Below are 17824 nucleotides of genomic sequence, written 5' to 3' on the forward strand. Positions count from 1 at the left end.
TTGGATTATTTTTTCGCTCCAAATACCTGAGTCCAATTGTTGCCTGATTTAGCCACGCCCATATCCTTAAACTTACTGTTCATAATGTTTTTGCAATGAGGTTCGCTGTGAATCCATGTTTCAACAACAGTTTCTTCATCAGGATAGTCGCGGGCAATATTTTCACCCCAAGCACTCCAATTATAATTTACTCTTTTGATTCTATCGCCTCCGTTGCTTCCATCAGAACCTTCGTGGTCAAAAAATTGGTTGTTATTCATGTCTTCAGCATGAATAGTGGCAGCTTGAGTTAATAGGTCATCCCATGTAATGGGAGAAACAGCCAGAAATTGGGTGTTTCCACATTTGCAACCATTCATGCGATAGTTATTAACTAACTCAAGTAGTTTTTTTTGAGAAGCTGTGAGGTTTGAGGTGTCGTTTATGTTTTCTATCTTACATCCATTAAAAGAAGCAATGCAATGATTCCTATTCCGATTTTCTTCATGTTCAAAATTTCAAGCCGCAATACTAACAAATTCCGATTTATTCAATCGCTGCTCATTCAATATTTTCGCCCTTTCCATTCGATTTTTGTGGGTGTCAAATAGAAAATAGCCATGATAGGAATTGCAATATATAAATACAAGTCATACAGGAGCATGTTTAACAATGATGGAGATTTTTGACCCACAAGGCGAGAGGTAGTCATGAGTTGTAAACTTTGTAAAATAAATTTAGCAAACCAAATAGCAAGCCATAGTGGAGGATTTGTAAATGCAATCCAAATCATAGCAATGTAGTAGATGGCAAGAACCAACATTAAGGATTTCCAAATAAAAGGAAGTTCCATTCCGCCTCTCATCCAGCGTTTGCGTTGGTGTAGCCAGTCATAAAAAGTGGGAATGGGGTCGCAAGACAGTACGGTTTGAGGATTGATAGGGTTGCGTATTTTATACCCTAACGCATGCACAATTTTAAAAAGTTTATAGTCTTCTGTAATGGAAAAGGGGAGATTTTCATATCCTCCGGAACGTCTGTATGCTTCTGCTGTGATAGCCATATTGTTCCCGACTGCTGTAACATTAGTTCCAATATTTGAAAAGCTATTATTTAGGCTCATAAAATATAGCCAATCTAGGGATAGTAAGTTTTGGAAAAAGCCACCACTTTCGCTCACTGTTATGCCGGATACAATTGCAGTTTTTTCATCAAAAGCTGCAAGTAGTCCTTTCATCCATGCAGGATTCATTTCAATGTCTGCATCTGTGATAAAGAAATATTTGCCTTTGGCTTGATTTGCCAAAAATGCCAATACCCTTGCTTTGCCTTTAGTTTGTTCGTATTCACTCCCGTCCAGATGGAATACCTGAATGTGGGAATGTTGTTTGGCAAAAGATTCAGCAATATTTCCTGTATTGTCTTCTGAACAATCATTGCCTATGAGTATCTCTAACTTGTCTTTTGGATAATCTAATTTTACTAATGTAGATAAGCATCTGGGAAGGTTCTTTTCTTCGTTGCGTACCGCTAAAAGCAGACTGATGAAAGGGAGATGTTCGTCAGGTTGTAAAGGTTCTTTTTGAATAGGAGTTTTTAAAAGTGCATAATAGCCAACAAGTTGCACAACAATATGAGCAATTGCAATGATGATAAAGAACCAGGTGATAAGTGTTAAAATCATGTCGCCTTTAGAGCAGGGCAAAAGTAGTGGTAATCTCTGTAGAATTAATTGACTTTGTTACTCTTCTGTAAAAGTTTGGCAAACTTGTTCCTTTGCTTGAACACATGCCTGTCTCGCATGAAGAAAAGTGACTGTAACCAAAGGATTATTAAGCAAGCGAATTGCTACCTTTGTATCCATTATGGAAGATATCATTCACAATTTAAAAATCGTGCATGAACGCATTGAAAAGACATGTAGAAGAGTAGGTAGAAATCCTGAAGAGGTGAGGTTGCTTTTAGCCACCAAAACTGTTCAACCGGATAGAATTAAGATTGCAATTGAAGCCGGAGAGCGACTGATTGGAGAAAATAAGGTGCAAGAGTTAAAAGATAAAGATGCAGCACTTGCTCCACTCAATATTGAACGACATTTTATCGGACATCTACAAACAAATAAAATCAAAGACGTAGTCAAGTATGCAAGTTGTGTTCAGTCTTTGGACAGGGTAGAAGTTGCAGAACAACTTGACAGACGCATGCAGATGTTAGGCAGAAGTATGGATGTGTTTATTCAAATTAATACTTCTAATGAGGAGAGTAAATTTGGTATTGCACCAAAAGAAGCGGTGGCATTTATAAAGCAAGTTAAGCAATTTCAAGCATTGAAAATTAAAGGGCTTATGACTATCGGACTTTTGGATGCTGATACAGAAATCATGAGACCTTGTCTAAAATTGTTGCGTCAAACAAGAGATATTGTGCTCAATGAAGGCATAGAAGGAGTTGACTCCTTGTTATTGTCTATGGGTATGTCCCATGATATCGAAATTGCAATTGAGGAAGGAAGTAATATTGTTCGTGTAGGTTCTGCTGTCTTTGGGAATAGAATTCCCGGTAAAGAAGTGTGGCATTAAAGTCTAAAGTTCGGATAGATTACCCGTGATTTGCCAAAACATCCATAGCAATAAAAGCCATCAATCCGGCACCGGTTTTAATAGCTTCTTCGTCAATGTTAAATTGCGGATTGTGGACGTTGTTTGTTATTCCCTTGCTCTCGTTGCGGATTCCTAATCTGTAAAAGCATGCAGGCACTTGGTGAGAATACCATGCAAAGTCTTCGGCAGCCATCCATATTCCTAATTCTTCTACTCTGCTTTCATCCAAATATTTGAGTGCAGAAGATTTGCATTGTCTTGTCAACTCAGGATTATTTTTCAAAAAGGGATATCCGTGTTCTATTTTCAAATCAAATTTAGCGCCCCTTGCTTCCGTTATATTTTTGACAAATGTATGAATCAATTCATGTGCCTTTGCTCTCCATTCTTCGTCCAGAGTTCTGAAAGTGCCTTCAATGTAAACTTCGTCCGGGATAACGTTGGTTGCGCCATTCGCTTGAACTTTTCCAAAAGACAATACACAAGGAATATGAGGAGGGCAAAATCTGCTCACAAGTTGTTGTAACTCTACAATCAGTGTTGCAGCAATGGTTACGGGGTCTATGCCTAAATGCGGCATTGCGCCATGTCCCCCTTTGCCTTTGATAGTTAAATATATCTCATCTGTACTTGCCATATACAACCCTTCTCTAAATCCTACGCTCCCAACATTAATCAAAGGCATAACATGTTGCCCCACAATCATATCTACCTTAGGATTGTTGAGTACCCCTTCCTTGATTAATAGGCTGGCTCCTCCGGGTAATTTTTCTTCTCCTGGCTGAAAAATCAATTTGATTTTTCCTTTGATATTTTCTTTGTTTTGATTGAGTATATAAGCTGCTCCCAACAAACATGTTGTGTGCACATCATGCCCACAGGCGTGCATAACACCGTCATTTTGAGACTTGTAAGATACATCATTTTTTTCAACAATTGGCAGTGCATCCAAGTCAGCTCTCAGCGCTATGGTCTTTCCCGGTTGAGTGCCTTCAATCATCCCAATTACTCCGGTAGTAGCCATGCGTTGGTTAGGAATTCCCCATTCGTTTAGAAAAGATTCAACGTACGAAGCCGTTGTGTGTTCTTCAAAAGAAAGTTCAGGATTTGAATGAATGTATCTTCTAATGTTTACCAAACGTTCAAACAATGATTCAGATAAGTTTTTGATATGGTCTATCATAAATAAAGCGCAATAATTAGCTTTTTTTGTTTGCTACAAAATAACGACTTTTGCCAATCCAATTACACAATGAAATTGTCAAAGTATATCATCGCTTTTTTGCTCTTAGGTACTGTTATTTTTATAGGTTGTGATGATGGTAAAGAAGTCGAATTTTACCTTATTCAGCGCACAAAAGATTATTTTAATTTTACTGATAACACCCGTTGGGTATATGATGTTGTTTCAGATTCTTCTCATCCGGTTGAGACATATACACTCCAAAACAAAATACGAAACATTAGAGCGGAAGGCAACTCAGAGATTATGGCGTATGATTTAGTAAGAGATGCTCAATACAAAATCAATGTGCGTTGTGAAGTGGGTCCAACTGAGTTTGCAGATAGAATTTCATTCTTGGTTGAAGAAGGCGCAAGCAAAACTGTTTCTGCATTTGTATGGGCACAAACCCATAGGTTCTATGCTGAAAATAATGATGAGATAAATAATATTGGAGCCGATACGCTTAATGGGAAAGCGTATCAAGATGTATGGCAGCTAAAAACAAAACGTAATGGAGATTTTAAAGAAATAAAATTTGCCAAAGGTTATGGGTTAATTTACATTGACTTTAAAGACGGACGCAAACTTTGTTTGAAAGAACTTAATAAGTAACCCAAAATTTTACTTAAACAAAAGCCCCAATCGGAATGAAGATCGGGGCTTTTTATTTTTAAGGTGTTGTTATTGATGATATTACATAGCCATATCAGAAATAAACTGCAATCTGCAGAGTCTGAGTTCTTCAATTGAAAAATCACCGTCAAATGCTTTGAGTGCTATTTCGATATTGTCTTCTTCTTGTTTTCTGAAAAAGTCAAACACCTCATCCAAGTATTCTTCATCCATGAGTTCGGAGAGGTAATACATTAAATCAAGTTTGGTTCCAGAGGCAACCATTTGTTCAAGTTCATCAATGAAATCACTAATGCTAACTCCTAAAGATCTCGCAATATCTTCAATGTCAACTTTCTTGTCAATATTTTGGATGATTGCAATTTTCTTTCTTGATTTCTCACCGGAAGTTTTTACAACAAAATCGTCTGGTCTGTCAATGTCATTTTCCTCTACATATTTTGCAATAAGTCGGATAAATTCCTCTCCATATTTTTCGGCTTTATTTCTGCCTACACCATGAACCTTTTCTAAGTCATCAATAGAGATTGGATATTTCATTGCCATATCTTCCAATGATGGATCCTGAAAGATGACATAAGGTGGCAGGTTGTTTTTCTTTGCTACCGTTTTCCTTAGGTCTTTAAGCATATTGAAAAGCACAGTGTCAGTTGAGCCTTCTACTGTTGCAGTTTCAAATGCTTCCTCATCCACACTTTCATATTCTATATCCACTGCCATGAGGAGAGAATAGGGGTTTTTAATAAACTCTCTGCCTTTGTCAGCCAGACTATAGAGTCCATATTTCTCAATATTCTTGTAGAGGAAGTTGTTGAGATAAGCTAATCTGGCTATACTTTTCCAAAATAAGTTGTCTTTTTCTTTACCAAAACCAAAGTCTTTCTCTTTATGATGTCCGTAATCTTTGATTGAGTCTGTTTTTTTGCCAATGGCAAAATTTACTAAATGATGGACGTTGTACTCACCTTTAAGCGTGGTATTCATCACTTGTAAAAAATCCACCATTTCATCCCTAACATCTTGTTTAGACTTAGGGTGGCGACAATTGTCGCACATTTCATTACAGTTTATTTCGTCAAATTCTTCTCCGAAATAATGTAATAAGAACTTGCGTCTGCATTGGCTTGATTCTGCATAAGCAGAAGTTTCATCAATTAAGAGCGTTCCAATTTCTTGCTCTGCAACAGGCTTGTCTTTAAGAAACTTTTCAAGTTTTTCTATATCGCTTGGATTGTAATACATGATACAATCACTTGAGATCCCGTCTCTACCGGAGCGGCCTGTCTCTTGATAATATCCTTCTAAGCTTTTGGGTACATCATAGTGCATCACAAAACGCACGTCCGGTTTGTCAATACCCATACCAAATGCAATCGTTGCCACAATCACATCTGCGTCTTCCATCAAAAATGCATCTTGGTTTTTTACTCTAGTTTTTGCATCCAATCCTGCATGATAGGGAAGCGCTTTTATTCCGTTAATGGCTAACATTTCAGCTATTTCTTCCACCTTTTTTCGGCTCAGGCAATATATAATTCCAGATTGCCCGTGGTGAGATTTAATATAGCTGACCATGTTCTTATATACTTTGTCTTTACTCTTCTTGGGACGTATGTCGTAAAATAAGTTTTCACGATTAAATGAAGATTTAAAGACTTGGGCATCTAACATATCAAGGTTTTTTTGGATATCATTTTGAACCTTGGGTGTTGCTGTCGCTGTGAGAGCTATAATAGGAACCGAAGAGTCAAGCTGGTGAACCATGGCTTTGATTCTTCTATATTCAGGTCTGAAATCATGTCCCCATTCAGAAATACAATGGGCTTCGTCAACCGCTACAAATGATACCTTGATTGTTCTGAGAAATTCTAAGGTTTCCTCTTTCTTCAAAGTTTCAGGAGCAACATACAATAACTTGGTGTTGCCTGAGGTAATATCTGATTTTACTGTGGTAATATCGGTTTTAGATAAAGAGGAGTTGAGGAAGTGGGCAATTTTATCGGTGCTGGAAAAGCCTCTGATAGAATCCACTTGGTTTTTCATCAAGGCAATGAGCGGAGATATAATTATGGCGGTACCGTCTTGCATCAATGCAGGCAGTTGATAACACAAACTCTTGCCTGCGCCTGTTGGCATGATTACAAAACAGTCGTTTCCATCTAATAAACATTGAATGACTTTTTCTTGTTCACCCTTAAAAGAATTGAAACCGAAGAACTGTTTCAGTGCTTCTTTGGGAGTCATTGTTTTATTTAATGTATTCATATTCAGTGATATACTCGAAAATTCGGGCTTTTTATTTGGGTGCACTAAATTAACACAAAAAAGTATTCAGAAAAGATATTTATCTTTCATTTTAATTTGCAAAGGTTTTGATAACAGAAAAAGAAATAATTACATTAGGAAAAGGTGCTCTTAGAGCGGAGATTGAAGGATTGAAGCACTTGGAAAATTCATTTCCGGATGATTTTGCACCACTTGTTCAATCAATCTTGCAGGTGAAAGGGCGTATTATTTTAACAGGCATTGGAAAAAGTGCAATCATTGCAGAAAAAATAACTGCCACTCTTAATTCCACAGGTACACCATCGATTTTTATGCATGCAGCAGAAGCAATACATGGAGATTTGGGGATGGTTCAGCAAGATGATTTAATCATAGCGTTGTCGCATAGTGGCAATACACCGGAAATTAAATATCTGGCAGGGCTTATTGTCAAAATGGGTAATCCGCTTGCTTGTATATGTGGAAATAAAGAATCGGCACTTGCAAAACTCTCTCAATGGGTGATAGCATATCATATTGAGCGAGAAGCATGTCCTTTGAATTTGGCACCTACCACAAGTACTACTTTGCAATTGGCATTGGGAGATGCATTGGCGATAGCGCTGTTGAGTAGCAGGAATTTTACTGCAACCGATTTTTCTAAATTTCACCCGGGAGGCAATTTGGGCAAAAAAATTTATTTGACATGCGGAGAAATTGCTTCTCAAAATGAAAAACCCGAAGTGCAATCTACAGATTCAATACAGCAAGTGATTGTTGAAATTTCACGCAAAAGATTAGGCGCAACGGCTGTTTTTGAACAAGATAAATTAGTGGGAATAATTACTGACGGAGATATTAGAAGAATGCTTGAAAAAAGTGTTAGTTTGCAGCATCTTGCCGCAAAGGACATTATGAGTAAAAATCCAAAAGTGTTTTCATCAAAAAGTCTTGCAGCCGAAGCGCTGGAGCTTTTAAAGCAGTTTAAAATTTCACAGTTGATCGTAGCCGATGAAGATGGAAAATATGTAGGCATGATTCATATTCACGATTTATATAAAGAAGGATTAGTTTAGTGATGAAGAAATTCAATCAGAATCATTATGCCATAATTATGGCTGGAGGTATTGGCAGCCGTTTCTGGCCCTGGAGTAAGAAGGCATATCCAAAGCAGTTTTTAGATATATTGGGTACAGGTCAAACCCTGTTACAACTCACTTATAGCAGGTTTCTCAATATAGTTCCGCAGGATAATATTTACATCATTTCAAATGAAATTTACACTCCGCTTATTCAAGAACAGCTCCCCAATATAGCAGTTGACAATATCATAAAAGAGCCGCAAGCCATGAACACCGCCCCTTGTGTGGCTTATGCTTCTTCGAAAATTCACAATTTAAATAAAAATGCAGTTTGTGTATTTGCTCCCAGTGATCATTTGATTTTAAAAGAAACAGTTTTTGTTGATACCGTCTTAAAGGGGCTTGAATTTGCAAGTAAAGAAAATTCTTTAGTTACGATTGGGATTACTCCTAACAGACCTGATACAGGGTACGGTTATATTCAATTCCTGACGCAAGGCTCAGACAATCTTGCACATAAAGTAAAAACCTTTACCGAGAAACCGGATCTTGAGTTAGCGCAGACGTTTGTTGACAGCGGAGAATTTTTATGGAACGCAGGTATTTTTATTTGGTCAACCAAGGCTATCATTGATGCTTTTGAGACACTGCAACCGGATGTGTTCATGCTATTTAAAGATGGTAGTAAGGTTTATAATACACCTGCTGAGGAAGCATACATTCGTAAAATTTATCCTCAAACAAAAAGTATTTCAATTGATTATGCCATCATGGAGAAGGCAGGCAATGTGTGTGTTATTCCGGCTGACTTGGGCTGGAGCGACTTGGGAACATGGAAATCCTTGTTTGAAGTTCGTGAAAAAACACTTGAGAATAATGTGATTCATGGGGATAAAATTTTAGCCTTAGACACAACGGGCTCTTTAGTGCTCAATCAAGAAAAAGAAAAAATAGTGGTTGTGAATGGATTGAAGGAAATGATGGTAATCAATACCCCGGATGCATTGATGATTTGTGAGCTTAACCGCGAACAAGAGGTGAAACACATTGTGAACGAGATTAAAAATAAGTACAAAGACAAATTTTCTTAATCCAATGCCTGTCTTGTTGCATAAACAATGAGTGAATTAGAAATGTAATTACTTACTTTTGCTTATATGAAAAAAGGCTTTATAGCTATTGCGTTTCTCTTACTCACTTTTTATTGTGCTAAAGCTCAGACTATTCTCACACTAAAAGATTGTATTGCACTTGCCTATAAATACAATCCACAAATACGCTCTGCTGAGTTACAAGCTCAAATTGCAAAAATTGATTGGAATAGCGCAAAATATTCTATGCTTCCTTCACTGTCAATGGGTGTGAATCATGGTTATAACTTTGGCCGTTCGATTGATCGATTTAGTAACCAATTTGTTACAAACCGTATTCTGACTGATTACTTTTCTATGAATGCAGATTGGGTGGTTTTTAATGGATTTCAAAAACAAAACAGTCTGAGAGCATCTCGTTTTAATTATCAAGCAGGAATGAAAGAGTTGGAAGCATATAAGAACCAAGTTGCATTGAATGTCGCTTCTGCTTATTTGTCTCTTTTGTTGTCAAAAGAACTTGTTAAGAGTATGGAGAGTCAAGTGAATGCTAGCAGAGAGCAGTTGGAACGAACTAAAAAGTTAGTGCTTTCCGGAGCAGCTGATAGGAGTGCTGAATTGGGATTGGAGGCTCAACTGGCAAATGAGAATTTATCCTTAGTAGAGGCTCTAAACCAAAAGGAAATGGCGCGTGTCAATTTACTTAACTTAATTCTGCTTCCACCTGCTGATAATTGGGATATAGAGGAGCCATCTGTTAATCAAACGGATTCCCCTGTTTTTGAATTAGATGCAGTCTATCAAAATGCGTTGAAAAATGTACCTGATATTCAGAGTAGTTTATTGAAAGTACAGAGTGCTGAAATGTCTGAAAAGGTAAATAGGGGAATGCAACTGCCTATGGTGTCCATCTATGCGAATATGAGTACGGTCTTTTCTCAAAATGCCCTTCAAATTACCAACATGACACCAATAGGTACACAAACAATCGGTTATGTTGATGGTACCAATCAACCGGTGTTACAGCCAACTTATAGAACTGAAACGAAGGTTGTGCCCTTTAATGAACAGCTAAATAATAACTTCGGAAGGACAGTGGGAGTGAGTTTTAGCTGGAATATTTTTAATGGAATGTATGTTCAGCACAATATTCAGAAAAGTAAACTGAATAGGGATATACAACAACAGAATTTACAGCAAACGCAAAATACGCTCAAAGCCAATATTGCCAAGTCAATTGCAGATTATAATGCCTCTATTGCAAAGAAAATTGCTGCTCAAAAGTCATTAGATGCTGCTCAATTGCAAATGGATTTTGCCGTCAAACGTTTTGAAAACGGATTAATGAATTTCTTTGATTATACAAATGCTAAAAATCAATTGCTGAAAGCAGAGATAGCTGTGTTGCAAGCCAAATATGAATGGTTGTTTAACCGAATGGTAGTGGAATTTTATAATGGTAATACAATTGAAATTAGGTAGCTTACAGCTTGTTTAGCACCTGATTGTATTCTCTTGTATTCCCTAAGATATCAATAGCACGTTTAATGTCTTTGTCAAATTTAAAAATAATAGGGTAGAGGTTCTTTTCGCCATAGTAACGTTTCGAAATCTCAATATTCAAAAGGCTAAGTACAATATCCTTGTAGCGTTCCCAATCCTTATCCTTGTTTTTGTTGATTTGAGTTTTCAAAGAAGTGATAGAGTTCTCTACATCTTGATTTAACTGTTCTTGGATAGCGGTGGATTTGATTCTTTCTACTTCTATCTCTGTTTGTGTTTGATATGTGAAACCTTTTGACAGGCAGAATTGTCTGAAATCATCATAAACAGAAGGTTTTAAGCTAAAAGATTCTATAGCAACGGAGTCCGGATTTTGTTTAAAATATTCAGTTGCAAAATCAAAAATATAACTACCGTTCCTAAGAGCAGAGAAAAACGCGCTGGATATTGGTTTTTCCTGTACAATATCCGGCTTTATTCCTGTACCTTCATATACTTTACGTTTGTTTTTAGTAAAGAAAGGTTTAGTAAGCGCAGATGAATCCTTGTGCTTGTGTTTACTGTAATCAATCTCTTGGATGCATCTGCCGGAAGGTATGTAGTATTTGGCGATTGTAACCTTGATTTGGTTTCGATAAGGCAAAGGAATTACATTTTGTACTAAGCCTTTACCGTAGGAGTTTTGTCCGATCACAATGCCTCTGTCCATGTCTTGAATTGTGCCGGCAACAATTTCAGAAGCAGAAGCCGAGTTTTCATTAATCAGAACGACAAGTGGAATAATGGTGTCAAGTGGGGTGTCGAAAGTTTTGTATTCTTGGTAGTATTCATCGGTTCTGCCACGTGTAACGACCAAGACTTGGTCTTTGTTTAAAAATAAGTTGAGAATCCTGATAGCATCAATCAATAAGCCTCCGCCATTGTTCCTTAAATCGAGAATAAGTCCTTCTAATTGTGCATTTTTCTTTAGCTCTAAGAAAGCACTTTTGACCTCTGCGGCAGAACCCTCCATAAACTGATCAAGTTTAATATAGCCATACTCTTTGGTAGCCATACCATAATAGGGGACATTGCTGAAATCCGTTTTTTGCCTTTCGAGGTTAAATTCAAGCAAGTCAGTGCCACGCATTATTTTTATTTTTAATATGCTTCCTACCGCACCTTCGAATGCTTCATAGGTTTCAGAAACAGATTTGTTTGAAAAATCTCTTTGGTTAATTTCCATTATGATGTCACCTAATCTTACGCCCAACAAATCTGCGGATGACCCCGATTTTATAGCAGTAATCACTATACGGTTTTGCATGAGTGCGACTTCTATTCCGGGTGTACCAAAATCGCCTTTTCTTTTAATAAGCGCATCTTCAACCTCCGATTCTGTATAGTAATTAGTGTAAGGGTCAAGGGAGGCAAGCATTGCGTCAATACCGGTTTTCATCAGTTCGCCAGGATTTACTTCTTCAACATAATTCAAGTGTACTTCTTTGTATGCAGACGCAAAAATTTCAAGGTTTTTTGTTACTTCAAAAAAGCCGGAATCTTTGATAGCAGAAAGTCCAATTATCAGCATCACGCCCAATGCAGAGAATCTTTTCCATTTCTTATTAAAGAATTTTGATAACATGCGCACAAATGTAGCAGATTGAACAAAGAAACGCAGTACTTACTCTTTGGTTTTCTTTAAAAATCTACTTACTAAATTGATAGATACCAAAGTCAGAGCCACAATAAACCCTATCCAGATACCGGAGGCACCCATGTCAAACTTAAAAGCAATTAAAATGCCTAATGGCATACCCAACAGCCAATAAGAGCCGCCTATAAGCAAAGTAGGTACTTTGACATCACGAATTCCGCGCAGCGCACCGGCAGCCACTACTTGTGTAGCATCAGGAATCTGAAATAATGCAGCAAGAACCAGTAACCAAGAAGCGATTTGTACTACATCGGGACTGTTATTAAAAAATAAAGGCAGTTGATTGCGAAATACAATAAGCGCAATGGCGAATATGGAGCCTGTTAATACTGTGATCACCAACGTTGATTTTCCGATAACCCTGATTTTGTGTGTGTTCTCTTGACCGTAAGCATTACTAATTCTAATTGAACACGCTTGAGACAGTCCGACAGTTCCCATGTATATAAAAGAAGCAATACTCAATGAGATTTGATGTGCTGCCTGAGATTGTGCGTCAATCGTGCCCACAAGAATTCCTGAAATAGCAAATGCACTCGCTTCTAAAACAATTTGCAACGCAATGGGAATTCCTAAATGTAACAGTTGCTTTATAGCGTCCATAGAGACATACCACTGACGCTTGATGACCTGGATGTATCTTTTGAATAATCTTGAGTTGAAAATATCTATGAGAATGGCTGCTAACATTAAAAACCTTGTGATTAAAGTTCCCCAGCCTGCACCCATAAGTTCTAATCTAGGGAAACCCCAGTTGCCAAATATCAGCAACCAATTAATGAAAATATTTATTGGGATTCCTGCCAATGAAATTGCCATTGCAACCTTTGTGAATTCTAAGCCATCCGCGAATTGTTTGCAAGCAATGAATAATATCATAGGTATCATTGAGAGTGCCATTATTTTTAAAAATGGTTGTGCAAGTTGTGCTACTTCAGGGTCTTGATTTAGATGATAGACTACATTGCTACTCATGTATAACCCAACACTGATGAGAATTGAAGCAATGATACTTATCACCATACCATTAAAAAAGTAGTGAGATACTTTGGGTGAATCATATTGTCCTTTTGACATTGATACCATTTGAGAGATAGCAATAGTAAGACCGATACCAAACACAAAAGGAATGTTGATAATACTAAAGACCAAAGAAGAAGCTGCTAATTGTTTGTAGTGCACAGCTCCTACCATTGCCGCATCAATGATGTGCAGTGCCATTTGAACGACTTCGCCTAAGATAATTGGAATGGCAAGTAAGGTAGTTCGTTTGACTTCTTCTATTGCACTCATTTAATTACATGTTCGATGGCTTCACCTATTTGTAAAAAAAAGTTGAGCACAAATTTAGGGTTATATAAAATAGTTATTGTAACGCCAAACAATGCACCTGATATATGTGCATCATGAGCAATGCCATCTCTTTTGTTTTGCATTTTCGCTTCATACCAAAGATAAATAATTCCAAAAATAAAAGCAGGCACAGGAATAACAAGCATTACACCAAGAAGTTTAAGAGGTTTCATTAAGATAAAGCTGAATAGTACCGCTGAAACCGCTCCCGATGCTCCCACTGCACTGTATGCAGGCGTATCTTTATATTCTTTAAATGCAGGCAGGGCAGAAACAATCAATGCCCCAAAGTACAAAAGCAGATAAAATGGTGTTGCAAGACCGTCAAAATAATCATAAAATACGTCTTCAACAGCAGTTCCGAAGGACCACAAAACGAACATATTGATAAACAAATGTCCGTAATCTGCATGCACAAACCCATGAGTCAACATTCTGTACAACTCTTTATGATGTTTGACTTGAAAAGGGTTGTATTTAAGTTTGTCAAATAATTCTCTGTTTGACAATGCTGCCAAAGACACCAAAACAGAAAGAGCTATGAGAATATAAGTTACCACTATTAATGCAGTTGTTGCGATAATTCTGCAAACGCACTCACTGCATTTGCGTTTTCATAAATAATTTTATAGACTGTTTCCATCATTGGCATTTCTGCACCAACACGCTTATTGAGCATATAAATTTGTTTTGCAGAATAATATCCCTCTGCTACCATTTTCATCTCCATTTGTGCTGAGGAGACAGAATATCCTCTGCCAAGCATACTCCCAAAAGTGCGATTACGACTCAGTTGGCTATATGCAGTTACTAACAAATCTCCCAAATATGCACTTTCATTTACCCTTAGAGAATCAATACCCAATTTTTGCAAAAAAGTTTCAATCTCGCGAATTGCATACGAAATCAAAACTGCTTTGTAATTGTCGCCATAGCCTAATCCGTTGGCAATTCCTGCAGCAATTGCATATATGTTTTTCAAAACGGCAGCATGCTCAATTCCAACAATGTCATCCGAAGCGGTACAATTGATATATCTACAGCGAAACAAAGGCAATAAGAATTCTGCTAATGCAATATTTTCAGAAGCAATCGTGAGATAGGATAGTCTTTCTCGTGCAACTTCTTCTGCATGACAAGGTCCACTGATACAAGCAATATCTTTGTGTGGTATATGTAAATGTGTGTGGATATAATCAGACACAATCTGAGTTGTTTCCGGTATCAAACCTTTGACTGCAGAAACTAAAATTTTCCCCTTAAATGCATCCCTTGTGATGCTGTTAATTGCTGTATGAACAAAAGCGGATGGGGTGGCTATAATAATGATTTCTGAGGAATTAACGCAAGCGGCAAGGTCATTGGTAGCGTTAACCCTCTTTTTGTCAAAGAAAACACTGCTGAGGTAGTTAGGATTATGACCGTATTGATAAAATGAATCCACATAGTCCTTGCTTCTCATCCACCAATGAATTTGGTTGATAAGAGGGCTTTCTGCCAAGATTTTAACAATGGCTGTAGCCCAACTTCCGGAGCCAATCACCGCAATGTTATGAGACATAGCGTTATTTTAGTTTTCTTTTAACTTCTTCTTCAGTGAAGACTTCAATATTGTCGCCAATTTGAAGATCATTAAATTTTTCTATGTGTAAACCACATTCATATCCTTTGGTAACTTCCTTCACATCATCCTTAAAGCGTTTGAGTGAGGCTAACCTTCCTGTATGAATAACTACACCATCTCTGATTATTCTGACATCAGAATTACGTGTGATTTTTCCATCGAGTACCATACATCCTGCAATAGTGCCGACTTTAGAAATATTAAACACTTCTCTTACCTCAACATCGCCAATCACTTTTTCAACTAATTCAGGAGATAACATACCTTCCATCGCAGACTTAATCTCTTCTATGGCTTTGTAGATAACAGAGTAGTGACGGATGTCAATTTGTTCAGATTCAGCAAGTTTTTTAGCACCTTGGGCGGGTCTCACTTGGAAACCTATAATAATCGCATCGGAAGCAGATGCCAGCAATACATCTGATTCTGTAATTTGACCTACACCTTTATGGATAATACTGATTTGAATTTCATCAGTAGAAAGTTTGAGTAATGAATCAGAGAGAGCCTCCACAGAACCATCCACATCACCTTTTACAATTAAATTCAGTTCCTTGAAGTTGCCCACTGCCAATCTTCTGCCAATTTCATCCAACGTAATATGTTTTGTAGAACGTATTCCTTGCTCTCTGAGAAGTTGAAAACGTTTATTTGCTAATTCTTTTGCTGAGGCTTCATCAGGGAATACTTGAAAAGGATCTCCGGCAGTAGGTGCACCGCTGAATCCAAGTACACTCACAGGTGCAGAAGGTCCTGCTTGTTCAATGCGTTGGAATCTTTCATTGAATAGGGCTTTAATCTTTCCATACCAAGCACCGGCTACCATGTGATCTCCAACTCTCAATGTTCCACTTTGAACTAATAGATTGGCAACGATTCCACGCCCTTTATCCATCTTTGCTTCAATTACAGTACCATTAGCAGCTTTGTTTGGATTGGTTTTCAGTTCTAGTAATTCTGCTTCTAACAATATTTTCTCAAGCAGTTTATCTACGTTTTTACCAAATTTTGCTGCAATTTCTTGACATTGATATTTGCCTCCCCATTCTTCAACCAAGATATTCATTTGCGAGAGTTCTTCGCGGATCTTATCCGGGTTGGCAGCGGGTTTATCAATTTTGTTAATAGCAAAAATCATAGGAACACCGGCAGCTTGTGCGTGACTGATTGCTTCTCGTGTTTGAGGCATTATGCTATCGTCTGCCGCAATTACAATAACTGCAATGTCAGTCAATTTAGCACCCCTCGCACGCATGGCTGTGAAGGCTTCGTGTCCGGGTGTGTCCAAGAATGTAATCCGTTGTTTATTTTCTAAAACGACTTCATAAGCACCAATATGTTGGGTAATTCCGCCAGCTTCTCCTGCAATCACGTTTGCAGAACGGATATAGTCAAGTAATGAGGTTTTACCATGGTCAACGTGTCCCATTACTGTAACAATAGGAGCACGAGGTAGTAAGTCTTCAGGACGATCTTTTTCTGTTTCTATATTGATCTGTGCATCCGCATCAACAAAATCTACTTCATAACCAAATTCGTCTGCAACTATGGTAATGGTTTCTGCGTCTAGGCGTTGATTTATAGAAACCATTAAACCTAAGCTAAAGCATGAGGTAATAATATCATTAACTCCAACATTCATAAGCGTTGCAAGTTCATTAGCAGAAATGAACTCAGTAACTTTTAGTACTTTTTCATCGCGTTCAAGTTGCTCCATATTTTTGAGCCTCTCTTCTGCATTGAATTCACGCCTTTGTCTTTTAAATTTAGATTTACTTGTTTTTCCTCTCCCTGATGTGTCAATCCTAGATAATGTTTGTTTAAGCCTGTCTTGAATTTCTTTTTCTGTAATTTCTTTTGGCTTTTCAAATTTCTTTTTGTTATTAAACTGAGTTTTGCTTTTTAGGGCATCTTCAATTTTTACTTTTTCAACTACTTTTCTAACTCTCTTCTTTTTGTCAAATGGTTGTTCTTTATCTTCTTTTGCCTTGTGATGAGGCTTCTTAGTAATAACAGGCTCAGTTTTGAGCTCAATTTTGCCTTTGACACTTAAACCCTTTAGTTTTTCGTATTGTGTTTTGATTAACTCAACTTCTTCGACTTCATTTTGTTGTTCAACATTTTGATTATCCAAATCTTTAGATTCAACAATTTCTTGGGTAGGAGTCTCTTTTGTTTTAGGAGGGGTGGCTTCTTTGTCCTCTTTAGTTTTCTTTTTAGATTGTTTAGAGGGTTTTGTTTTCTCGCTGATTTCATCAAGATTGATTTTACCTACTACTTTGGGTCCTTTTAATACTGAAGTGTTCTCTTGTTCTTTTGTCGGAGTTGTGTCTTTAATAGGTTCTTCAATAACCGGTTTTTCTTCAATTGTTTTATGAGTTTCTTGATTTTCGTTCAGGAGTTTGTTTTTAATAATAACTTGTTCTTCTTCATCCTCTTTTTCGTCTTCCTGTTGTACTGGTTTATTGCCGGGTTTAATTGAAATCTCAGTAGTAGGGGTTTCTTTTATTTTGTGTTGTTGTACACTCAATTTAAGAGACTTGGATTCATCTCTTGCAGCTTTGTCAGATTTGAATTCAGAAAGTAAATAGTCATACATTTCTGCTGATATTTTAGCAGTAGGTTTTGATTCAATATCAAACCCTTTATTTATCAATTTCTCAATCAATGTTTGAAAACTAACATTGAGTTCTGTTGCTACTTTATTTATTCTGTATGTTTTATCTGACATTTTGTTTTTGTTAAGTTGCCTTCTTGATTTTGAGACCTGTTT

The 17824-nt window shown here is 37.3% G+C and carries 14 protein-coding genes; 5 read left to right on the top strand and 9 right to left on the bottom strand.

Annotated elements, in window-relative coordinates; all coding sequences use genetic code 11:
• Window positions 1-5: 5 nt before the first annotated feature.
• Entirely contained in the window at window positions 6-359 is a 354-nt protein-coding gene (locus M0R38_05010; protein MCK9481104.1) for a CAP domain-containing protein, read from the bottom strand.
• A 185-nt stretch (window positions 360-544) separates the two neighbouring features.
• On the bottom strand, window positions 545-1663 hold the full coding sequence (locus tag M0R38_05015) for a glycosyltransferase (protein MCK9481105.1): 1119 nt from the start codon (window positions 1661-1663) through the stop codon (window positions 545-547).
• A 181-nt stretch (window positions 1664-1844) separates the two neighbouring features.
• On the opposite strand from M0R38_05015, the gene M0R38_05020 reads away from it, so the two are divergent.
• Window positions 1845-2558 carry a YggS family pyridoxal phosphate-dependent enzyme gene (locus tag M0R38_05020; protein ID MCK9481106.1) on the top strand — a complete coding sequence of 238 codons (714 nt, stop codon included), beginning with the start codon at window positions 1845-1847 and terminating at the stop codon, window positions 2556-2558.
• 19 nt (window positions 2559-2577) lie between these two features.
• Here the strand turns inward: M0R38_05020 and M0R38_05025 are convergent, their stop codons facing one another.
• Complete coding sequence (locus M0R38_05025) at window positions 2578-3762, bottom strand: M20 family metallopeptidase (GenBank protein MCK9481107.1); 1185 nt, start codon at window positions 3760-3762, stop codon at window positions 2578-2580.
• Between the two features lie 69 nt (window positions 3763-3831).
• Between M0R38_05025 and M0R38_05030 the strand changes: the two genes are divergently transcribed.
• Window positions 3832-4416, top strand: coding sequence for a hypothetical protein (locus M0R38_05030; protein MCK9481108.1), 585 nt, complete (start codon window positions 3832-3834; stop codon window positions 4414-4416).
• Window positions 4417-4497: 81 nt separating this feature from the next.
• Here M0R38_05030 and recQ read toward each other — a convergent pair whose 3' ends face one another.
• Entirely contained in the window at window positions 4498-6702 is a 2205-nt protein-coding gene (gene recQ / locus M0R38_05035) for a DNA helicase RecQ (protein ID MCK9481109.1), read from the bottom strand.
• A gap of 107 nt (window positions 6703-6809) precedes the next feature.
• On the opposite strand from recQ, the gene M0R38_05040 reads away from it, so the two are divergent.
• From M0R38_05040 to M0R38_05050, 3 genes are all read left to right on the top strand, one after another.
• Entirely contained in the window at window positions 6810-7778 is a 969-nt protein-coding gene (locus tag M0R38_05040; GenBank protein ID MCK9481110.1) for a KpsF/GutQ family sugar-phosphate isomerase, read from the top strand.
• A 2-nt stretch (window positions 7779-7780) separates the two neighbouring features.
• A complete protein-coding gene (locus tag M0R38_05045) occupies window positions 7781-8875 on the top strand; it encodes a sugar phosphate nucleotidyltransferase (GenBank protein ID MCK9481111.1) in 1095 nt (364 codons plus the stop codon).
• Between the two features lie 66 nt (window positions 8876-8941).
• Complete coding sequence (locus M0R38_05050; GenBank protein ID MCK9481112.1) at window positions 8942-10357, top strand: TolC family protein; 1416 nt, start codon at window positions 8942-8944, stop codon at window positions 10355-10357.
• A gap of 1 nt (window position 10358) precedes the next feature.
• Here the strand turns inward: M0R38_05050 and M0R38_05055 are convergent, their stop codons facing one another.
• From M0R38_05055 to infB, 5 genes are read right to left on the bottom strand one after another with little or no spacing between them, the layout of a single operon-like run.
• Window positions 10359-12002, bottom strand: coding sequence for a S41 family peptidase (locus M0R38_05055; protein MCK9481113.1), 1644 nt, complete (start codon window positions 12000-12002; stop codon window positions 10359-10361).
• Between the two features lie 39 nt (window positions 12003-12041).
• The gene (locus M0R38_05060) at window positions 12042-13367 is read right to left on the bottom strand and encodes an MATE family efflux transporter (protein MCK9481114.1); all 1326 of its coding nucleotides are present in this window, start codon (window positions 13365-13367) and stop codon (window positions 12042-12044) included.
• Window positions 13364-13987 (bottom strand): rhomboid family intramembrane serine protease, encoded by a 624-nt coding sequence (locus tag M0R38_05065; protein MCK9481115.1) that lies wholly within the window; start codon window positions 13985-13987, stop codon window positions 13364-13366. The genes M0R38_05060 and M0R38_05065 overlap by 4 nt, the downstream gene beginning before the upstream one ends.
• Window positions 13988-13989: 2 nt before the next feature.
• Window positions 13990-14988, bottom strand: coding sequence for an NAD(P)H-dependent glycerol-3-phosphate dehydrogenase (locus M0R38_05070; GenBank protein ID MCK9481116.1), 999 nt, complete (start codon window positions 14986-14988; stop codon window positions 13990-13992).
• A gap of 4 nt (window positions 14989-14992) precedes the next feature.
• A complete protein-coding gene (gene infB / locus M0R38_05075; protein MCK9481117.1) occupies window positions 14993-17782 on the bottom strand; it encodes a translation initiation factor IF-2 in 2790 nt (929 codons plus the stop codon).
• Window positions 17783-17824 lie beyond the last annotated feature (42 nt).

This window comes from Bacteroidia bacterium, assembly GCA_023228875.1.
Classification (GTDB): Bacteria; Bacteroidota; Bacteroidia; order NS11-12g; family UBA955; genus JALOAG01.